This is a genomic window from Atopobium deltae (genome assembly GCF_001552785.1).
Classification (GTDB): Bacteria; Actinomycetota; Coriobacteriia; order Coriobacteriales; family Atopobiaceae; genus Atopobium; species Atopobium deltae.
The window spans coordinates 253089-272449 of sequence record NZ_KQ959487.1 but is presented as its reverse complement, the minus strand read 5'-3'; the positions used below and the strand labels follow the sequence as shown (position 1 = coordinate 272449).

The window sequence follows — 19361 nt, the reverse complement described above, 5'->3', positions numbered from 1 at the left end:
GGATATTTTTTATGGCGATGTAGCGTATGAGTGATGGTGCCGCGCTGTGAGGGCACCTAGTGTGCTGTGGTGCGAGGCGCTGCCCACCTGGCTGCCCGCGCCATCAAAAAGTTTTCGACAAACCCTGTTAGGCGCTGGTAAACGGCGCTTTTTTTGTTAGATTTACCGTTCGCCAAAAGTTTTATTTTTGGATAATAACAGTAATTCTATACATTTCATACCCGTATATATTATTGAATGACCCTTCATGCACAACATATTGAAATAGTAATGATTACTTATCCAATAGTTTGGCATTTGTTAGATTTCGTTCAGTTAATTTTTACAAGAAAATAAGAATCAAATTGTTATCCTAAAACCACGTTGTTCTTCCTTATTTTTTGGAGGTTGTTGTGAGTAGGGCAATTGCGTCTCCTAAAGCTAAATCTTCCAACGCGGCTTTTCAGGGGCATAAGGACCATAAGCTCTCTGAGCTTCTCTGTTCGTTGGAGCTTCTTCGGGGCATGTATCTTGATATCCCCACCCCGCAAACTGCGTTTATTGTTTTGTGTGCCGAGCCATATGTGGCAATAAATGCCTATGCTGATCTTTTGGCGCAGCGGTATGGTGCGTTGGGGCGCAACGTTTTTGAATATGATCTTGCGAATACCTCTGAGGCTGAGCTTATCTCAATGCTCAAAGAATTTGCGTGCACTATAGAGGCAGGCCAGATTACACGACCGCTGATTCTGTTTAAAAATATGCAAAGCTATACAAGCCCATTTGCCGCACGCCTCAAACGAACACTGAGTACCTTGTATCAAAAAAGTTGCAGCTTCTTGATTACGACGCATTCAGAGCATAAGCAATTTTTTGAGGGTTTGCCAGAGGCTTTTATCTGTTATGGATCCGACATTCGTGTTCACGGTGATCAGATTTTTCGGCTGCAACACCCAGCGTCACAAGGTTGTTTGCAAGAGTTGTACGAGCTTTCGCATGGCATTATCAATCTTTTGGAATGCGGTCTCGCCAGTCTGCATAGCTTTGATACGAAAGCAAACACAACCGCGCTTGTACGTAATCTTAAACCAGAACTTTCTTGCTGTTTACATGATTCATTAAGAAGCGAGCTTCCTTTGGCAAATCGCCTGTTGCGCCTTGCGATGGTAGTGCTAGGAGAAGGCTCACGAGAGGATCTTCTCGATGCCATTGGATCTGCGGGCGAGAAGTTCAACGCTGAGGAATTTTATGCCATTGCTCAAACGAGTGCTTTCTTTGGCATTACACCTGCGTACAGTTCATTTAGCGTTGCGAGCTTCTCTAAAGACGAGGCTTTTGCAGAGCTGATAAATACAGAAGATACGCCCATCGTCAAAGATCTGCGCTTGGCATCACAAGAATTTTCCCACCTTATTGAGAAGTGCGTTTCGTTGCTCGTACAGCAAAAGCGTTTTGCCCGAGCTTCCCTGCTAATGGAGACATTCTGCTCGAAAGAGATTCGTGTTCGTGTGGGGCTTTCGCATGCTTGCGAATTTATTGACGCAAATCAAGGCAAGCTGGTACGACAGGCGCTGCATGAAGCGGGCGGTTTGTTTGAAACATCCTATATGTTCGAGAAACAATGTGCACGAATCGCAGCCCTTCTCTGCAATGGGATTTTTGAGAAAGCCTGCGATCTGTATGCACGTCTGCCGTATCCCATAACAAAGCAGCAGCAGGTTTTGTATCAGCAGCTGACGTGGATGTTTGAGGCGTTGCGTCCGCTGACGCATGAAGATTTGACCGCAACGGTACTGCGTGGAATTTTGGAGAGTATTCCTGGGGTTTCGCTTTTGCGCGTGGAGGCGGATGAACCAAGTGCGCCGGCAGTGCCAGGTTCGGGTGCCACGCAGAAGGTAAAACACATTGATGTGTTAACAGCCGCGCAGATTGTGCTGCACGATGATTGGCTTGCGCAAAAGTTTTATGTGCATGCCTGTGTAAAACGACATCTCCTACGTGCTCAAATTAAGGAAGCCTTCGCCGAACTTCTCGTCCAGGGACTGAGCTCGACGGTTTCGGGCATTTCTGACTTACTTCTTGCCATAGATTTAGCATTTGTGCAGCTTTTTGCGAATGAGTACATCAGTGATGCCGAACGAATTTCGCTTGCCGATATTGATGCATTTTTGTATCAGACGGACTATGTTTTTATGACTGGTCGTCTGAAGGCATTTCGTCTTTCGCTTGATGCGCTTGTGGGTGTGTTGCATAGTGTTGGCGAGTTGGAGCGGCTTGCCCATAAATGCGTTGCTGCAAATTTGAAGGTAGAGGCAGCGTTTACGTTTTTATGCGCGGGCATACAGAATATGTATGACAATGCAAAATTGCGTGCCTACATTGTGCTTGAGCGCGCAGCTCGTCTTTTTGATGAGGCGCGTGCAGAAATGCTGTATCGGGTAGCTTTGCCGCTGGCTGCACAGGACCTTCAGTGTGATAGGGCTGCTGTGAGCGTCAAAAAACAAATAGGGCGCCTGTATCAGGCCTTGGCGATTTGCATGCATGCCAACCAAAATCCGCAGTCACGTGCAGCACTTGAGGCGGCATCTGGAGTGGTATCTGGAGTGGTGCCTGGAACAACATCTGGTGCAGCGTTTAGTGCAGAAAAATTCGATACTGCGCATACAAATTTTAGGCAGTTGTCTGATCCTGTATCATGGCTGTTGTATCAGGTTTTCTTGGGTCGCGAAGAGGTGTTGGCGCATGCTTGCAATCGACTTAAAATGCAGGCATTACCAGAGACAGAGATACCTTTTTTAGCAGTTCTGACGCGCTGTTGCGGGGTCCTTTCGCAAACGCTGAAGCAGGCAATGCCCGCAGTGTGGCAAGCGAGTATCGAAAAACAAAGCGCATTATGCAAAACATATGCTCGTTCTGTTCGAGAAGAGCACACTGGGCAAATGGCGAGCTTGGCACGGGCACATCACTTATATATAACAACATTGGGAACATTTGCGGTCTTCTGCGATGGTGTACCCATATCAAAAATAGCGTGGAAGCGTAAACATGCACAGACGCTGGTATTGCTTTTAGCGCTCGCCCCAGGACATGCATTAACACGCATGCAGATCGCCGAAGCCTTGTGGCCAGACGCCAATTATTTGTCTGCTCGGGATCGGCTGTATGTAACCCTTACGGCAGCCCGCAAAGCGACGACAATATTTCCTGGTCAGGAGCCGTTTATTTGTGCTTCGCACGGTAAGATCTGGCTTGATCCGCAGTTGGCGACTGTTGATGTTGACATTTTTGAACAGGCCTATACAAAAATTATGAGTACTCAGGCGACCATGCAGACCAATCTGCTAGAGAGCGTACAGGACAAGCTGCAAGGTCAAGTGCAGAGCCAGCTACAAGTACGTCCGCAAGATCGCTTGCAGAATCGCACGCTAGGGGACCCACAGGATCTTTTGCAGCAGATTATTAAAATCCAAGAACTGTATCCAGGAGATGTGGTGCTGCCAGACGAGGTCTCTGGCATTTCATACACGACAAAAGAGACGATCAAAAAGCACTATATCGATGTATGTGTTTTGGGAGCGCAGGAAGCATTGCGACAGGGCAAGTTTGAGCAGGCAGAGTGGCTTGCCTGCAATGCACAGCAGCACGACGACTTACGAGAAGATGTCTTACAAATCCTTATGAAGGTATACATACAGCAAGGTCGTGCCGCAAAGACAAAAGAACTCTTTACGGAGTATGCGCGCAAGCTTTCTCAAACAACGGGGCTGACAGTTTCGAAGGAATTAAAGAAGCTTGTGGCAGCAGCACAAAGTCAGGTGACAACGCTGTCTTCAGCGTCAAATATACATATCTTGCCACGCAACAATGACGGGTTAGAGCAAAGCGATGATCCGGAAGTGGAAAATAACGTTTCTACAGGTTAACAGGCAAAATGGAAAGGAGTTTTAGGGAGGATAAGCTTTACGAACAGCTGATGTGTGCGTATTTATAGTGATGTAATAGAGCATGCTTAAGTCACCGCTTGAGGACTGCTAAAGTAACATGTTGAAGAAAAATATATACTTAATGAGCAATCATGGTACGTAAAGCAAGGAAGCAATATGCCTGGTTTCTTTTCTAAATTATTATCTTTTGGTTCTGATAAGGAGCTTAAAGAGCTTCAAAAAATTGCCACGAGGGTAGAGGATCTCAGCGATTCATTTGCAAGTCTGAGTGATGATGAATTAAAAGCAAAGACCGATGAGTTTCGTTCACGCTACGAGAAGAGCGAGTCGCTTGATGATCTCATGCCAGAAGCCTTTGCAGCTGTGCGCGAGACCTCTGGTCGCGTGCTTCATATGAGGCACTTTCCCGTCCAAATCATTGGTGGCGCAGCTTTGCATCGAGGCATGATTGCCGAGATGAAAACAGGTGAAGGCAAGACGCTTGTCTCAACGCTCGCAGGATACCTCAATGCTATTAGTGGTAAAGGCGTGCACATCGTTACCGTTAACGATTACCTTGCCAAGCGCGACAGCGAGTGGATGGGGCAAATTTATCGCTTCCTCGGCATGAATGTGGGTCTTTTGCAAAATGGCATGGCTCCCGCTTTGAAGACACCTGCGTACCAGGCGGACATCACTTACGGCACCAACTCTGAGTTTGGTTTTGACTACCTACGTGACAACATGGTGACTCGTGCTTCCATGCGTGTACAGCGTGGCCACAATTTTGCTATTGTCGACGAGGTCGACTCCATCTTGATTGACGAAGCGCGTACCCCTTTGATTATTTCGGGTGCGGGATCTAAGTCCGCCGATATCTACAAAGATTTTGCGCGCGCTGTCCGCGGTCTTACTCCCGAAGAAGACTTCGAGATGGATGAGGCCAAGCATACGATTGCCACCACAGAGCAGGGTCTCAAAAAAGTTGAGCGCTCCTTGGGTATCGACAACCTGTATGCCGATATGTCTGGTCAGCTCGTCAACCATCTACAGCAGGCACTTAAGGCCCAGTACATGTTCCATCGCGACCAGCAGTATGTGGTGACCGATGGCGAAGTCAAAATCGTTGATGAGTTTACAGGTCGTATTATGGAAGGACGTCGTTACTCAGAGGGTCTTCACCAAGCCATCGAGGCCAAAGAGGGTGTCTATGTCCGCGAGGAAAACCAGACGCTTGCAACGATTACCTTGCAGAACTACTTCCGTTTGTACACCAAGCTTTCGGGCATGACTGGTACGGCTATGACCGAGGACGCTGAGTTTAGAGAGATCTACAAGCTCCCCGTTCAGGCAATTCCACCTAACAAGCCCGTTATTCGTATCGACAACGTGGACCTGGTCTACCGCACCATCGAAGACAAATTTAATGCCGTGGCCGAAGATGTCACTCGTCGTCATAAAAAAGGTCAACCCGTGCTGGTTGGTACCGTACTTATCGATAACTCCGAGCGTCTGTCACGTTTGCTTGATAAGCGTGGTATTCCTCACAATGTCTTGAATGCAAAATTCCACGAGCGCGAAGCAGCCATCGTTGCACAGGCAGGTCGTGAAGGTGCGGTCACCATCGCAACCAACATGGCTGGCCGTGGTACCGACATTTTACTGGGTGGTAACCCCGACTTTTTGGCCGAGGATTTGCTGCGCGAGCAGGATATTGAGCCAAAAGAGGCAACGCAACAACAAAAAGATGAAGCGCTTGCCAAGGCTCGTGAGATTTGCGCAACCGAGCGTGAGCACGTATTGGCGGCTGGTGGCCTTTGCGTCATCGGTACAGAGCGTCACGAAAGCCGTCGTATTGACAATCAGCTCCGCGGTCGTTCGGGCCGTCAGGGCGATCCTGGTGAGACGCAGTTCTACCTCTCGCTGCAAGACGACCTGATGCGCCTGTTTGGTGGCGATCGTATGGATCGCATTTCCGACTGGATGCAACGTGCCGAGATGCCCGCTGACCAGCCCATTCAATCAAAATCCGTTTCCAAGGCAGTTGAGGGCGCACAGCGCAAGGTCGAGGAAATCAACTTTGCCATGCGTAAAAATGTTTTGGACTACGATGACGTTATGAATAAACAGCGTCAGGTCATTTACGAAGAGCGCAACAAGATTTTGGATGGCAAGGACTTGACGGCGCACGTCGAGGAAGCCACCTATGACACCGTTGAGCGCAAGGTTCAAAACTACTGTTCGTCTGCACTTTCTCCTGAAGATTGGGACATCGACGGTCTTATCGGCTGGCTCCATGAGCTCACGGGCCTCGACACGCTCCCCGAGATTTCGAAGAAGATGACCACGCAAGAGATTGTCGATTTGGTCTTTGGCTTTGTCTTCGGCGAGTATACCAATAAAGAGAAACTCATTGGTGATGAGATTATGGGTATGCTTTCGATGCAGGTCATGCTTCGTGTTATTGACACGCGTTGGATGAGCTATTTGCAGGAGATGGACTACTTAAAGACGGGTATTGGTCTGCGTGGATTTGGTCAGCGCGATCCTCTTATGGAGTATCGCAGTGAAGCGTACCAGGCGTTTTCTGAGCTCGTGAGCACGATGTACGAGGACTTTATCCGTACGATACTGCGTATGGAATTGGCAGAAAATCCAGCTCCCGTTCAAAACATGGATAACGGTCTTACCAACGCTCAGTATTCGGGTCCTGCCGAGGTGGATGGCGATCAAGGTGCGCCTTCGGCCATGTCGCAAGCACGCGTTAAAAATCCTGCCGCTGCTGTTAATGCTGTAGGCAAGCAGGCATCCGCGGGTCCCGACAAGGCACGCACGTATATCAAAGCAGAATCCGATCCCTATGCCAATGTGCGTCGCAACGATCCGTGTCCTTGCGGAAGTGGTAAGAAGTTCAAGCTTTGCCACGGCAGGAATGCTTAATGCCCGAAACAAATCTGGCAACGCTTGATCTGGCAGCACTGGAATCATTTGAGCAGCGTCTGGCACATGCAAAGGCGTTTTTGCACGTTGATGAATTGCAGCAAACGGTAGACGAGCTCTCGAAGCAGAGCTCTGATGCTTCGTTTTGGGACGATGCTCAAGCTGCACGCAAGGCTATGGAGCGTCTGACGCAAGCAAAGCAAACGCTTGCGCGCCTCGAGAAGATCCAAAGCTGGCTTGAAGATGCCCACGTCGCCTTGCAGCTGCTTGAAGAAGACGAAGACGAAGGCGTTTTGCATGAGGCGCAACAACTGTACCAAAAGCTTTCGCATGAGTTAACGGAACTTGAACTTGCCACCTGGTTTGATGGTGAATTTGATCATGGCGATGCTATTATCACCATTATCCCAGGCCAGGGTGGACTTGAGGCGCAGGATTGGTGTAACATGCTCTTCCGCATGTACCTGCGTTACTGTGCCTTGCGCAAATGGAAAGTCACCGTCAATGATGTGCCAACTGCAGAGGTCATTGGTATTGATCGAGCGACCTTTACGGTTTCGGGAGAAAACGCCTACGGCATGCTCCGTGCAGAGCAGGGAGTGCATCGCCTTGTGCGCATTTCTCCGACAGACGATAAAAAACGTCGGCAAACTACCTTTGCGGGCGTTGAAGTGCTACCCGTCTTGCCTGATGACGTTGAGGTTGACATCGACCCCAATGACCTGCGCATCGATGTCTATCATGCGTCTGGTCACGGAGGACAAGGCGTTAATACAACGGATTCGGCTGTACGCATCACGCACTTGCCAACGGGGCTCGTTGTCACCTGCCAAAACGAGCGCAGCCAGTTGCAAAACAAGGCATTTGCGATGCAGATCTTGCGCAGTCGCCTGTATGAACTCAAGCAAGAGCGGCGTTCGGCTGAGCTTGATGAGCTGCGCGGACCCAAGCATGAAATTTCCTTCGGTAACCAAATCCGGAGTTATGTGTTGTATCCGTATCAAATGATAAAAGACCTGCGTACAGGAGTGGAAACCGCTAAAGTAAATTCCGTTTTGGAAGGCGGCGACCTCGACGCTTTTATCATTGGGTACCATCGCTGGGCGGCCGCAGGCAAGCCCGATTCGGGCATTGTGTAACGCACATATCGAGAATATCGAGAATATAAGGGGGGGGCTTGTGAATCGTCACATTATTCATCGCGGCGACATACGCGATGCGATGCTTATTGTCGTAGGATCTCTTATTTTTGCGGTAGGCATTGACTGTTTTCAGGTCCCTAACGGTCTTGCTGCTGGTGGCATCACAGGTCTTGCAACGATTATTCATGCCGTTGGTGAGCAGCTGCACCTCGAAATCCCCATCGGTGCTCAGACGCTTTTTGCCAACGTCTTTCTGCTCATTCCCGTTATTAAATCAGGTGGTAAACGCTACTTAGTGCGTACTATAGCTGGCATTTTGTGCTCGAGTATTGCGTTGGATCTTTTGGCCCCCTGGCTTCCCGCGCTTGGCAAGAATGATCTTTTACTGGCTTCAATCTGGGGCGGTGTCATTACGGGTTTCGGCCTTGGTCTAGTTTTCCGTTCGGGTGGTAATACTGGAGGCACCGATATTATCGCCCAGCTCATTGCACGCCACAGTTCCTTCTCGGTAGGCACCGCTTCCATCATTATTGATGCCATTGTGATTGTCATGTCCATTCCAGTGTTCTCGCTGAGTAATGCCTTGTATGCCGTCATTTGTATGTTTATTACGGGGCGTGTGCTGGACTTTGTTATCGACGGTCCTTCGACAACCCGTGTTGCTTACATCATTTCCGAGAAGCACGAGCGCATCGCTAACGCCATCATGTACGAAATGAAGCGAGGCTGCACCGAAATCCAGGCGCGCGGCGTGTGGTCAGGCAATCGCAAGCCAATGTTGTTCGTCGTACTCAGCCGTGGCGAGATTAACTACCTCAAGTCCATTGTCGAGAGCATTGATTTTGAAGCCGTCGTTGTCATCTCGGAAGTGCACGAGGCCTTTGGCGAAGGATTTTCGCAGCTGGGTGTGAAGTAACACCGCGCAGGTGTCAGGCATTCCGTGCGGGCAGACACGCGCGACCATGCGTAGGTTTTATCTGCAAAGTGAGGCGCAGTATCGCGCGGGTCTAACAGCTTTGTTAGAATGTTCTTGTATCTGTATCTTAAACGCAGTAAAGGAGCTCTTGTGGCAAATCATTTCGTCAGCGATAAGCGGCGAGACGAGGTAACCGGAGCATCCGCCCAACAGGCGACGCAGGCTCAAAGTGATGCTTCTGCCACTCGCAACGAGGCGGAATATAAAAATGGCTCAGCACAAACGGCTGCTCATCAAACGTTACATCGTTCAACCCCAGGTGCTATTCCAAGCATACATAGTAAAGAAGCTGCCGATGCTGCAGCTGCTGAAGAAGCTCGTCTTGCTTCCTTACAAGGATTTACGACAGCATTCGCGCCCATTTCAGCAGATGACGCTCAACAACGCGCGGCGCAACAGCGTGCGCAACAAAATGTTGCTCAGCAGTATGCTCAGCAAGCGCAGCGCATGGCGAGAACTCAGGGCCATGCTGTATCCACTGCAGGTGCAGTACCCGCCGCAGAAGCAGGGACAGCACATGCGCAACAGCCCGTTCAAGCGCAACCTGTGCAGCCCGCACCAGCGCCGCAACCAACAACACCGCAGCCGCAATCCGCTAAGCCCGTAATCTCACTGCGTAACGTTTCAAAAGTTTACCCCGCGCAGCCCGATAAGCCCGCGCTTCAAAATGTCAGCCTTGATGTCTACCCAGGCGAGTTTGTCTTTGTGGTAGGCCACTCAGGCAGCGGTAAATCAACCTTCTTGCGTATGCTTACTCGTGAGCTCAAGGCCACGTCGGGCAAGGTCATTGTTGCAGGACAAGACCTTACGAGTATGCGCAACTGGAAGGTTCCTTACCTTCGCCGTCAGATTGGCTGCGTCTTCCAGGACTTCAAACTGCTTCCTGGTAAAACGACCTACGAAAATGTTGCCTTTGCTCTCGAGTGCATCGGCAAGCCAAAATCGGTCATTAAGGCGCAGGTTCCCGAGGTATTACGCCTCGTTGGCCTGGGCGAAAAAATGGACAGCTATCCCGACCAGCTTTCTGGTGGTGAGCAGCAGCGCGTTTCCGTCGCCCGCGCGATGGTCAACCGCCCGCCGCTGTTGATATGCGACGAGCCAACGGGTAACTTGGACCCCGCTATTTCGCTCGGTATCATGAAACTTCTGGAGCGCATTAATCGCACGGGCACAACCGTGTTGATGGCAACGCACGACCGAGAGATGGTCGACTCGATGCGTAAGCGCGTTGTTGCACTCGAGGCAGGACAAGTCGTCCGCGACCAAGAGAGGGGGGGTTACGGTTATTATGGGGCTCTCTAATTTGGGATATTCGTTTCGCGAGGCCATGAGCCATTTTTATCGTAACTGGTCTACCGTTTTTGGTGCGATTGTCACGATTTTCTTATCACTCTTTATTATCGGCATTTTTACGCTCGGCTCGAGTATGCTTGCCAACATGGTGGGCGACGTCGAAGAGAAGGTCACCATTCAGGCGTTCTTATCGGATGACGCCACCAAAACCGCTGTGGATGCACTGAAGGCAAAAGTTGCAAAATGGAACAACGTTGCGTCGGTGGATTACAAGAGCAAAGAGCAGGCGCTGGAAGAGTACAAAAAGACCATGTCCAACAAAAATGCCGAGGCTGCGGTCGAGGCTTTGGATGGTACCAACCCCGTTCCCGCGTCGCTCGTCCTTAAGCTGGATAATCCAAAGCTCGTAAAAACAACGGCCGATAAACTCGTTGCTGATGCTGATTTTGCCGCTATCGCCGATGGGCATGACGCAAAAACCTCCGTCGTCTATGGTCAGGGCACGGTCGAGAAGCTCTTCTCGGTAACAGGCTATATTCGCGCGACCACACTTATCCTGGTTGGTCTGTTGGTCTTCGTGGCGTTTGTCTTTATCAACAACACCATTCGCCTGGCCATTACGGCGCGCCGCCGCGAGATCGCGATCGAGCGCCTGGTAGGTGCATCAAACAGCTTTATTCGTGGACCATTTTTGATGGAAGGTGTGCTCGAAGCTCTGCTTGGCGCCCTTCTCGCCATCGGTGCTTTGCAAATGGTGCTTTCGTTTGCGGTCCCTCGTCTTGAAGCAAGCCTGACGTTTTTGAATTTTACGGTTTCGAACGTGGTGCTGCTGCAGATTTACGGAAGCCTTCTGGGCATCGGTGTGGTCATTGGTCTGTTTGGCTCGCTAATTGCTATGCACCGTTACCTGAAGGTGTAGCAATAAGCGTTAGGCATAAGCGTCATGAGCAAAAAGCGTTTTGGGCGGCGTTTTGGGCGCCGTAAAAAGAGCTATACCAGTCGCCGCCATCGTCCGATGCTTCAAGGAACGCTGCGCATACCATATCCAGGTTCTGCTCAGATTTACTCAGATGAAGGGACGTTTGCGGTGGCCTCGCGAGGCCTTCGCAGTGCCATGGATGGCGATATTGTCACGTTTTCGCTGTTGCGTGTACCTACGGGATCTTCTCGACGTGCACCTGATTCAGGGCATGCGTCTGGCTTGAGGCATCCGTCCAAAAATGACTCAAACAACGTGGCGTCGAGCAACGTTCAGGCGTGCGTGCAAAGTGTTTTGCAGAGAAAAACGTCGGCGTTTTTTGGACGCTATGAGTACGTTTCGCCGTTTGGGGTTATCGTCCCGCTTGATGAGCGCATCCCCCATGACTTTTTGATTTTGCCGCAAGATGCTTCTGCAAAGGCGCATGGGGTGCATGAGCAGGACGTTGTATCGGTGCGGATTCTGTCGTATCCGTCGCGCAAAGAGCCTGGCATTGTCACGATTGATAAGCGCTTGGGCTGCGCCGACACGCTTGACCTTGCCATGGAATCCGTTGTCGCATCGTATGGTTTGCGCACAACATTTTCTGACGCTGTGCAAGCGCAGGCTCGCTCCATACGAGTGGATGTCGATGAGGAATTGCACGTTGAGACGAAACGTGATAAGGCGGGGCATGACGAGCCGCAGCGACAGGATTTGCGCCAGCTGCTTTGTGTAACCATCGATCCCGTTGATGCAAAAGACTTTGATGACGCTATTTCTGTGCGTGAGATTTCGCCCGAGAAGTACGCGAGTGCGGCCACAAGCGTCACCGCGTGTGCAGCTCAAAAAGAGACTGACGCTTACTACGAGCTCGGTGTTCATATCGCTGACGTGAGCGCATATCTGCCGTGGAACTCCCCACTCGATATCGAAGCACAGCAACGTGGCTGTTCGGCCTACTTAGCCGATCGAGTCATTCCCATGTTTCCCGAAGAACTCTCGAACGACGCTTGTTCTTTGATGCCACGGCAAGATCGTCTGGCTATGAGCGTGTTGATTCGTCTTACCAGATCGGGTGAACTTATCGACTATACGATTACGCCCTCTGTTATTCGATCCGCTGCGCGCTTAACATATGACGAGGTAGACGCGCTACTGGAAGGTACGGGCACCGCCTCGGCCATCACCCCTACTATCGAGAAACTCTTGCGCTTGGCAAACCACCTCGCGCAAGCACGCCTGCGTCTGCGTACTAAACGCGGCGCGCTTGATTTTGACACGGTTGAGTCGCGCGTGATGCTTGATGAACACAACGAGCCTTGCGGTATTTCCATCCGCAAGCGCACGTCCGCCACAAGCCTCGTTGAAGAAGCCATGCTGCTTGCAAACGAGTGCACGGCACAATATCTGGAACACGCTCATGTGGCTGCAGCATTTCGTGTGCATGAACAGCCGTCGGAGCAAGCGCTGTATGACGCAGCAGCACTGTTGCGAGAGCTTAATCTTATTGATAAGGCGCAAGCAAAGCGTATCCGCCTTGCCGACCCATTTGCGATGCAAAAAGTCCTGGCAGCAGTCAAGGATACGGCGGAGGAATATTTTGTTACATCGTTGCTGCTCAAGGCACAGTCGAAGGCGCTTTACATGCCCTACAACCAAGGACATTTTGCGCTCGGTGCGACTGCGTACTGCCACTTCACCTCGCCCATCAGGCGTTATCCCGACGTGGTGGTGCACCGCGCGCTGAAGGCGTGTCTGTGTGGGCGACCGTTTGTGGTGAGCGGCGTCGCGCGTCAGGATCAGCCCGCGCGTCTGGCGCAGATTTGTCGCGTGGCTTCCGAGAAGGAGCGTGCGGCCGAAGGCGCGGCGCGGGCGTCGCAGCGCATCAAGATGGCGCAGTATTATCAGCAAAAAATTGGCGAGAAGAGCATGGCGACGGTCACGAGTTGCGAGTGTTTTGGCGTCTTTGTTATGCTCGATGCAAGTTACGCGCAGGCGCTTATTCCGATGAAGTTGCTCGGCGAGGAATGGTTTGATTTTGACGAGCCACATATGATGCTGCGCTCGCAATCTGGCGACTGTACGCTGCGACCAGGCGTTCGGGTGTGCGTGCAGGTGCACAGTGTGCAGGTATCGCAGGGTAAAATCGACGTAGCGTTGGTGTGCGACTAACGCCAGCCAACCGCGCCGTAGGCGAGCCAGCGCCCGGCGCGGGCCAGCGCCGCTGCGCGGTCTTCTCGTTTGGCGCAAAATATACAAGAAGGGTAGAGCAACATGGCTCAATGGCAGCTAACAGATGAATTGGTGCGAGCAGAAGGTCTTATCATCGAGACCTATTATGAGCAGGCAGACGAGTTGCTCACACGCCTTGCCGAGGACGCGGAAGAGTACATTGCTCAGAATTATCAGACGACCGATGAGGTCCAGTGGTTTAGTTTCCCGACGGACTTTGAGCGCTTGGCGTATCTGCGCGTGGAGCACGACCCCCGCCAGTTGCAGGCCGTGGAGGAGCCCTTTGATCGTTTGTATGCCGACCTTGCGCTCGCGTGTGTGCACCTCGGGGATTACGAGCGTGGGACCGAGGCACTTAAGCAGGCCGTTCGCTGGAATCCCATGGAGTGCGAGTATCGTCTGCGTCTTGCCGATTTGTATCGTACCAATGGCGATATGCGCGAGTACGCGGCGCTCAGTTTTTCGTGCTTCGAGCGCGCCAGTGATGCCGCGCAACTCGTGCGCGCCTACGTCAATTTTGCGCTTTACTATGAGCAGCTTGGGCAAGTGTCCCTGCAAGCGGCGTGTTTGAAGTGCGCACAGCGCCTTGATATGCCCACGGCCGCACTGGAAAAAGTGTTGGATCGTGTCGAGAAGACCGACGCCGACCCGCGCGCTATCACAGACGAGCAAGCACATGAGCTACTTGCGCAAGAAGGCATTCCCGAAGGAGCCAATGCCGAGGTCGTTGTCTGCATGCTCACGGTCGCGTCGCAAGCTGCTGCAGCTGGACAAAAACATCTGGCAACCGAGTTAACGATTCAAGCGCGCGATCTTATCGGTAGCTCGAAGGTGGCTGCCTTGCTAAAATTGATTCATCAGCAGGAGTAACAGGATCAACAGCCCGCAGCCACACCCACGCCAGCGCCCGCGCCACAAGTACCGCACAAAACCACAGCTCAACACATAAGACAGGGTAGCCCCATGGAGAAAAAACAAAAGAAGATACTTGCGAAGAATCGATCGGCTCGCTACGAGTATCAGATTGACGAGACCTTTGAGGCTGGTATTGAGCTCTTTGGTACCGAGGTGCGCAGCTTGCGTGAGCGCGCATGTCAGATTACGGACGCTTTTTGTTTGATCCGCAATGGGCAGTGTTGGCTACACGGCGTGCATCTGCATCCATACAGTCACGGCAACATTTGGAACGTTGATCCCGATCGTAAGCGTCGCCTGCTGCTGCATCGCAAGCAAATCAATTATCTGGACGCGCAACTGCGCGCTCGCGGTCGTGCCCTTGTTCCGTTGGAGCTCTATTTTGATAAGAACAACCGCGTGAAGCTGACGATTGCCTTGGCAACTGGTAAAAAACTCTACGACAAGCGCGCGGATATGGCTAAGCGCGATGTGGATCGCGAAATTGCCCGCGCTCTCAAGCAGCGCAACGGCAGGTAGACACGCACAGACCGTGGCGCAAGCCAAGCACACTGCAAGCCAACCCCGATCTGCCAGCCGCAGCTCAATCAACCAAAAAGCAACTACGCGTACAGGCAATGCAAACTCAACTTGGTAGTGTGCAACCAAGCTTTTACCTAAATTAGACCATGACATCATCCGCACTCGGAAACAAAAGAGATGGAGCCCTCGATGATTTTGGCAGATAAAATCATAGCGTTGCGCAAAAAGAATAACTGGTCCCAGGAAGAGCTTGCCGAGAAACTCAATGTGAGCCGCCAGGCGGTTTCGAAGTGGGAGAGCGCACAAAGCATCCCTGACATTACGCGTATTCTTGATATGAGCAAACTGCTTGGCGTCAGTGTCGATTACCTTATTAAGGATGAGCTCGAGGTAGAGACAACAGCGTCTCTCACAGACGAAACGGGCCGCACAACCTATACGCTCACCCTCGAAAAAGCACAAGAGTTTCTGGCATTTCAACGCAAGGCGGCTCGTGCAATTGCGCTGGGCGTGTGGCTTTGTGTTATGGCATTCATGGTTATGATCACAGCAGAGGATTGGCCTCACGACGAGCTTATGACCTATGTCTTTGACGTGATTGTGCTGCTTATCATTTCTGCAGCGGTAGCACTTTTTATTGTGTTCGGTCTCGAATTTAACAAGTACAAGTGGATAAGTGAAGAGCCGTTTGACACCGCCTATGGTGTTGAAGGCGTCGTGCGCAAAGAGCTCAAAGCATTTACGCCCACGTTTACCAGCAGTATTGTGACTGGCGTGGTACTGTGCATTTTGTCGTGCATCTGCTTTGCTGCGATACCCATTGTGCCTAAATATGCCGATTTGCCAACGGCGGTTGCCATTGGTGCGGGTTTGACCATGGTTGCCTGCGGCGTTTTTTTGTTCGTGCACGTTGGCATTATCAAAGAGGGTTACAGAAAGCTGCTTCAGCAGGGCGACTACACACACGAAAAGAAGCGCATCGAGAAGCGCTTGCAAACGTTCACCAGTATCTACTGGCTTACCGTGCTCGTCATCTTCTTTATCGCAGGGTTTCTCCCAGGGATTCTCACGAATCAATATAAGTTTGTCGGGTCTGTTGTGTTGCTGTGGCCTATAGCTGGCGTTTTGTACCCGCTTGCGCACATCATTTTTGGTCTTCTCGTCGATAAGAACAAGAAGCGATAAGGGCTATACTAAAAACAGGGCTATACTAAAAAGCACGGCAGATAAGCGGCGAGCTAAAGGTTTTATTGTGAGGCATGCACAGTACACGGCAGAATCCATCGAACTAGCTATTTTTCTTGCGCTTTCGGGCGGCCTTATGGATGCGTACTCGTATTTGATGCGCGACCAGGTATTTGCCAACGCGCAGACGGGAAACCTTTTGCTGTTGGGCGTGCATGTCGCCTCGGGGAACTTCTCGTATATTTCGCACTACGCCATGCCCGTTATTGCGTTTGCCCTCGGGATTGCCTTCATCCACTTCATCTCGCTGTACTGGGTGAGTAGTCGCGTGAGCTGGCACACCATCGCCGTTGCCATCGAGATCGCGCTGCTCTTGGGCGTCGGTTGCATTCCTGCAGGTCAATCCCTGCTCGCAAATAGCCTTACCTCACTTGCGTGCGGGATTCAGGTGCAAGCGTTTCGACGCCTCCACGGTTTTCCCTTTGCAACCACCATGTGCATTGGCAATTTGCGTGCGGGCATGCAGGAGCTTATCAGCTACATCTCGACGAGCGACCCCAACGTGCTCGAGGGCATATTTTTGCATTACGGCACGATCGCTTGTTTTGTTGCGGGCGCCATCGTGGGCAGCAAGCTCGTCCCGCTATTTGGCATTCATACGATTTGGGGCTGCTGCGCGCTCTTATCGGTAGGCCTTATTATTTTGCTGGTCGATACCCGCCAACGCATCGAGAATAAGCGTAAAAAACATGAGGCCGAGAAGCGCTCTTTAGCCCACGAGTAATAGCTAAGCTCTGTGTTAGGTCTGCCGAGAAGAGCGCGCACGAGTACAACTCACGTAAAGCTCGCGCAAAAATTCTCAAATGACGAGGTAAATCCTTATAAAAAAGGGTATACTTGCCTGTACCATCAGAAGGGGGCGACTGGTTTCGACAAGGTACATCTGAGGTGGGCAGCAAGCCGTGGTCTCCTCGCCACGTAAAACAGGGGTACCGTCAAATTGAATTGACAAAAACTCTTACCAGGGCTCTTTGGCCCTTGCCGCTTAATCTATAAGCAGCCGTCAATCTAAGAATTGCTTCCGTTTTTAGTGCGACGTCATTCAGGAAGATGCAGCTGTGGATGTCGCTGGTATGCCACGGCCTAAGTCTAAACCAGCTGGAGTAAGCACGCGTGTTATTCGGTGTCACTTACTTAAGAGTAACGAATAACTGAGCTTGGAGACACCTGCCAGGGAAGTATTTTGGACCGGAGTTCGATTCTCCGCGCCTCCACCATACGACATTGTGAGCCGAATCTTTTGCACACGCTGCGCTTTACATTTTACGTTTTGCGCTGCGCACGATGGGTTCGGCTTTTTCGTAGCATGATCTTCTTGTTTGCGCGTAACCATGCTCGGCTTGCTCACAAGCGCAACAGTTGCAAAAAGTAAGGCAGTTACAAACAGTAGGGCAGTTGTTGCAACGATAGGACATTGAATCCAGCCAGCAAGGCTCTACGACAAACAATAGCTCTTAAACGACATCCCTTGAGGGGCTTGAGGCACGGGCCAAAAGGCAGCAAAAGGAGTGTTGTTTGCTATAGCTGCAGATCTGTCATAGTCGCTGTGACAAAATGTATAGTAACAAGTAGTCAACTTTGTTCGATACTAAAACTAGAGGCTTTCTATGCAAAGCGCGTGATCTTCTTGCAAGCGATGTCACAAAAGGAGGTAGCACTATGTCCAGATCAATTGTTGCCGTAACCAATTGTCCTGCTGGTATTGCACATACCTATATGGTCGCCGAAGCCATTAAAACAAAGGGTGAAGCCGCGGGATTTGAGGTTCATGTCGAGACGCAAGGCGCCAACGGCATCGAAAATGCTCTGACAGCTCAGCAGATCAAGGATGCCGAGTATGTCATTTTGGCCCTGGGTAAGGGCATGAGTGATGAGGACAGAGTTCGCTTTGATGGCAAAAAAATAATCGAGCTTTCGGTATCCAAGGCGCTCAAAGATATGGATGACATTATGGCGCATTTGGACGAGAAGGCCGAGTTTTATCGCGCGACGTCCGTTGACTTAGGCGGACGCACAAGCAAACAAACTTCGGTCGGCGGCATTATGAGTCATTTGATGGCAGGTGTGTCGGCGGCGTTGCCCTTTGTTATTGGCGGCGGTTTGCTCATGGCTATCGGCTCCATCATGGCGCAGTTTGGTGCTCCCATGGTCGAGCCCGCCGAGGGCCAGGTGGCTTCCATCGCCTGGGTGCTGAACGAAATTGGTGCTTTAGGATTTTCGTTTATGGTTCCCGTGATGGGCGGTTGGATTGCGCAGTCAATTGGCGGCAAGCCCGCGCTGGCACCTGCATTTATCTGCTCGTATTTAGCAAATAGTCCTAAGATTTTAGGAACATCCACGAGCGCTGGCTTTTTGGGTGCCGTGCTCATCGGTCTTCTTATCGGGCATTTTGCTCGTGCGATGAAGAGCATTAACCTACCCAAAAACATGCAGGGCCTCATGGGCTTTTTGATTATTCCGTTTGTGAGCGTGTTGATCTTTGGCCTGCTTACCTACTACGTTATTGGTCCCGTTGCAGCTGGCGTGATGGATGCGCTGGTGACTATGCTCAAGAACGTTCCGCCCGAGGCGAAGTTGGGTGCAGCATTTCTGGTTGGCGCTATGCTTGCCTTCGATATGGGCGGCCCCGTTAATAAGGCGGCATGGTTCTTCTCGTTCTCGTTGGTATCAACGGGTATTTACGAGTGGTACGGCATCGTTGGTGTCGTTACTCTGCTTCCGCCCATGGCAGCCGCGATTGCCACTTGGGTGAAGCCAGCCTTGTTTACGTCTGCCGAGCGCGATGCTGCATGGCCCGCGCTTATTGTTGGTGCCACCACGGCTACCGAGCCCGCCATTCCCTATGCGCTTGCAGCGCCGTTGCCTATGATTTCGGCAAACGTGTTGGCAGGTGGCATCGCGGGTGTTGTCTCGATGGCTCTAGGCGTGCAGCGTCTGTCTCCTGGCATTGGTGTGTTTGACCCGCTGCTTGGTCTTATTACACCCGCGTGGGCCTATTACATTGCGCTGGGTTGTGGCCTTGTGCTCAATATTGTGTTTATCATTATCTTTAAGTCGGCGTGGCTGAAGCGGCGCGAGGCTGCAAACGCGAGCGCGGATGCATAAGCGTAAGTGCGCCGGTTGCCGGTGCTTAACGACGCAAACATAACGCGCTAGACTAGAGGACTCATCAAGCATGCAGCTGCGGTTTATACGGTAGCTGCATGTTTGCATCGCGCAACACGCGGTGCGGC

12 protein-coding genes and 1 other RNA gene are annotated in these 19361 nt (G+C 51.4%); all 13 read left to right on the top strand.

Features of this window, described 5'->3' with window-relative positions; genetic code table 11:
• The first annotated feature begins 392 nt into the window (after positions 1 to 392).
• The 13 genes from HMPREF3192_RS02840 to HMPREF3192_RS02780 all read left to right on the top strand — a co-directional run bounded on the left by HMPREF3192_RS02840 (position 393) and on the right by HMPREF3192_RS02780 (position 19233).
• Entirely contained in the window at positions 393 to 3902 is a 3510-nt protein-coding gene (locus HMPREF3192_RS02840) for an AfsR/SARP family transcriptional regulator (protein ID WP_156422839.1), read from the top strand.
• Positions 3903 to 4079: 177 nt separating this feature from the next.
• Entirely contained in the window at positions 4080 to 6842 is a 2763-nt protein-coding gene (secA, locus tag HMPREF3192_RS02835) for a preprotein translocase subunit SecA (protein ID WP_066305117.1), read from the top strand.
• On the top strand, positions 6842 to 7981 hold the full coding sequence (gene prfB / locus HMPREF3192_RS02830) for a peptide chain release factor 2 (RefSeq protein ID WP_156422838.1): 1140 nt from the start codon (positions 6842 to 6844) through the stop codon (positions 7979 to 7981). Before secA ends, prfB begins: the two co-directional genes overlap by 1 nt.
• A gap of 40 nt (positions 7982 to 8021) precedes the next feature.
• Positions 8022 to 8900: a YitT family protein gene (locus HMPREF3192_RS02825; protein WP_231723338.1), complete on the top strand. Its 879-nt coding sequence runs from the start codon at positions 8022 to 8024 to the stop codon at positions 8898 to 8900.
• Positions 8901 to 9050: 150 nt separating this feature from the next.
• Positions 9051 to 10262, top strand: coding sequence for a cell division ATP-binding protein FtsE (gene ftsE / locus HMPREF3192_RS02820; RefSeq protein WP_066305115.1), 1212 nt, complete (start codon positions 9051 to 9053; stop codon positions 10260 to 10262).
• Positions 10249 to 11172 (top strand): permease-like cell division protein FtsX, encoded by a 924-nt coding sequence (gene ftsX / locus HMPREF3192_RS02815; RefSeq protein ID WP_066305112.1) that lies wholly within the window; start codon positions 10249 to 10251, stop codon positions 11170 to 11172. Before ftsE ends, ftsX begins: the two co-directional genes overlap by 14 nt.
• Positions 11173 to 11196: 24 nt before the next feature.
• Complete coding sequence (locus HMPREF3192_RS02810) at positions 11197 to 13386, top strand: ribonuclease R family protein (protein WP_066305110.1); 2190 nt, start codon at positions 11197 to 11199, stop codon at positions 13384 to 13386.
• A 102-nt stretch (positions 13387 to 13488) separates the two neighbouring features.
• Positions 13489 to 14316: a tetratricopeptide repeat protein gene (locus HMPREF3192_RS02805; protein WP_066305108.1), complete on the top strand. Its 828-nt coding sequence runs from the start codon at positions 13489 to 13491 to the stop codon at positions 14314 to 14316.
• A gap of 93 nt (positions 14317 to 14409) precedes the next feature.
• The gene (gene smpB, locus HMPREF3192_RS02800; protein ID WP_066305106.1) at positions 14410 to 14880 is read left to right on the top strand and encodes an SsrA-binding protein SmpB; all 471 of its coding nucleotides are present in this window, start codon (positions 14410 to 14412) and stop codon (positions 14878 to 14880) included.
• Positions 14881 to 15072: 192 nt separating this feature from the next.
• Positions 15073 to 16068 carry a helix-turn-helix domain-containing protein gene (locus HMPREF3192_RS02795; RefSeq protein WP_066305105.1) on the top strand — a complete coding sequence of 332 codons (996 nt, stop codon included), beginning with the start codon at positions 15073 to 15075 and terminating at the stop codon, positions 16066 to 16068.
• Between the two features lie 67 nt (positions 16069 to 16135).
• Positions 16136 to 16852 carry a YoaK family protein gene (locus tag HMPREF3192_RS02790; RefSeq protein WP_066305103.1) on the top strand — a complete coding sequence of 239 codons (717 nt, stop codon included), beginning with the start codon at positions 16136 to 16138 and terminating at the stop codon, positions 16850 to 16852.
• Between the two features lie 131 nt (positions 16853 to 16983).
• Positions 16984 to 17345, top strand: a transfer-messenger RNA (tmRNA) gene (gene ssrA / locus HMPREF3192_RS02785).
• A 442-nt stretch (positions 17346 to 17787) separates the two neighbouring features.
• Complete coding sequence (locus tag HMPREF3192_RS02780) at positions 17788 to 19233, top strand: fructose-specific PTS transporter subunit EIIC (RefSeq protein ID WP_066305101.1); 1446 nt, start codon at positions 17788 to 17790, stop codon at positions 19231 to 19233.
• The last annotated feature ends 128 nt before the right edge of the window (positions 19234 to 19361 follow it).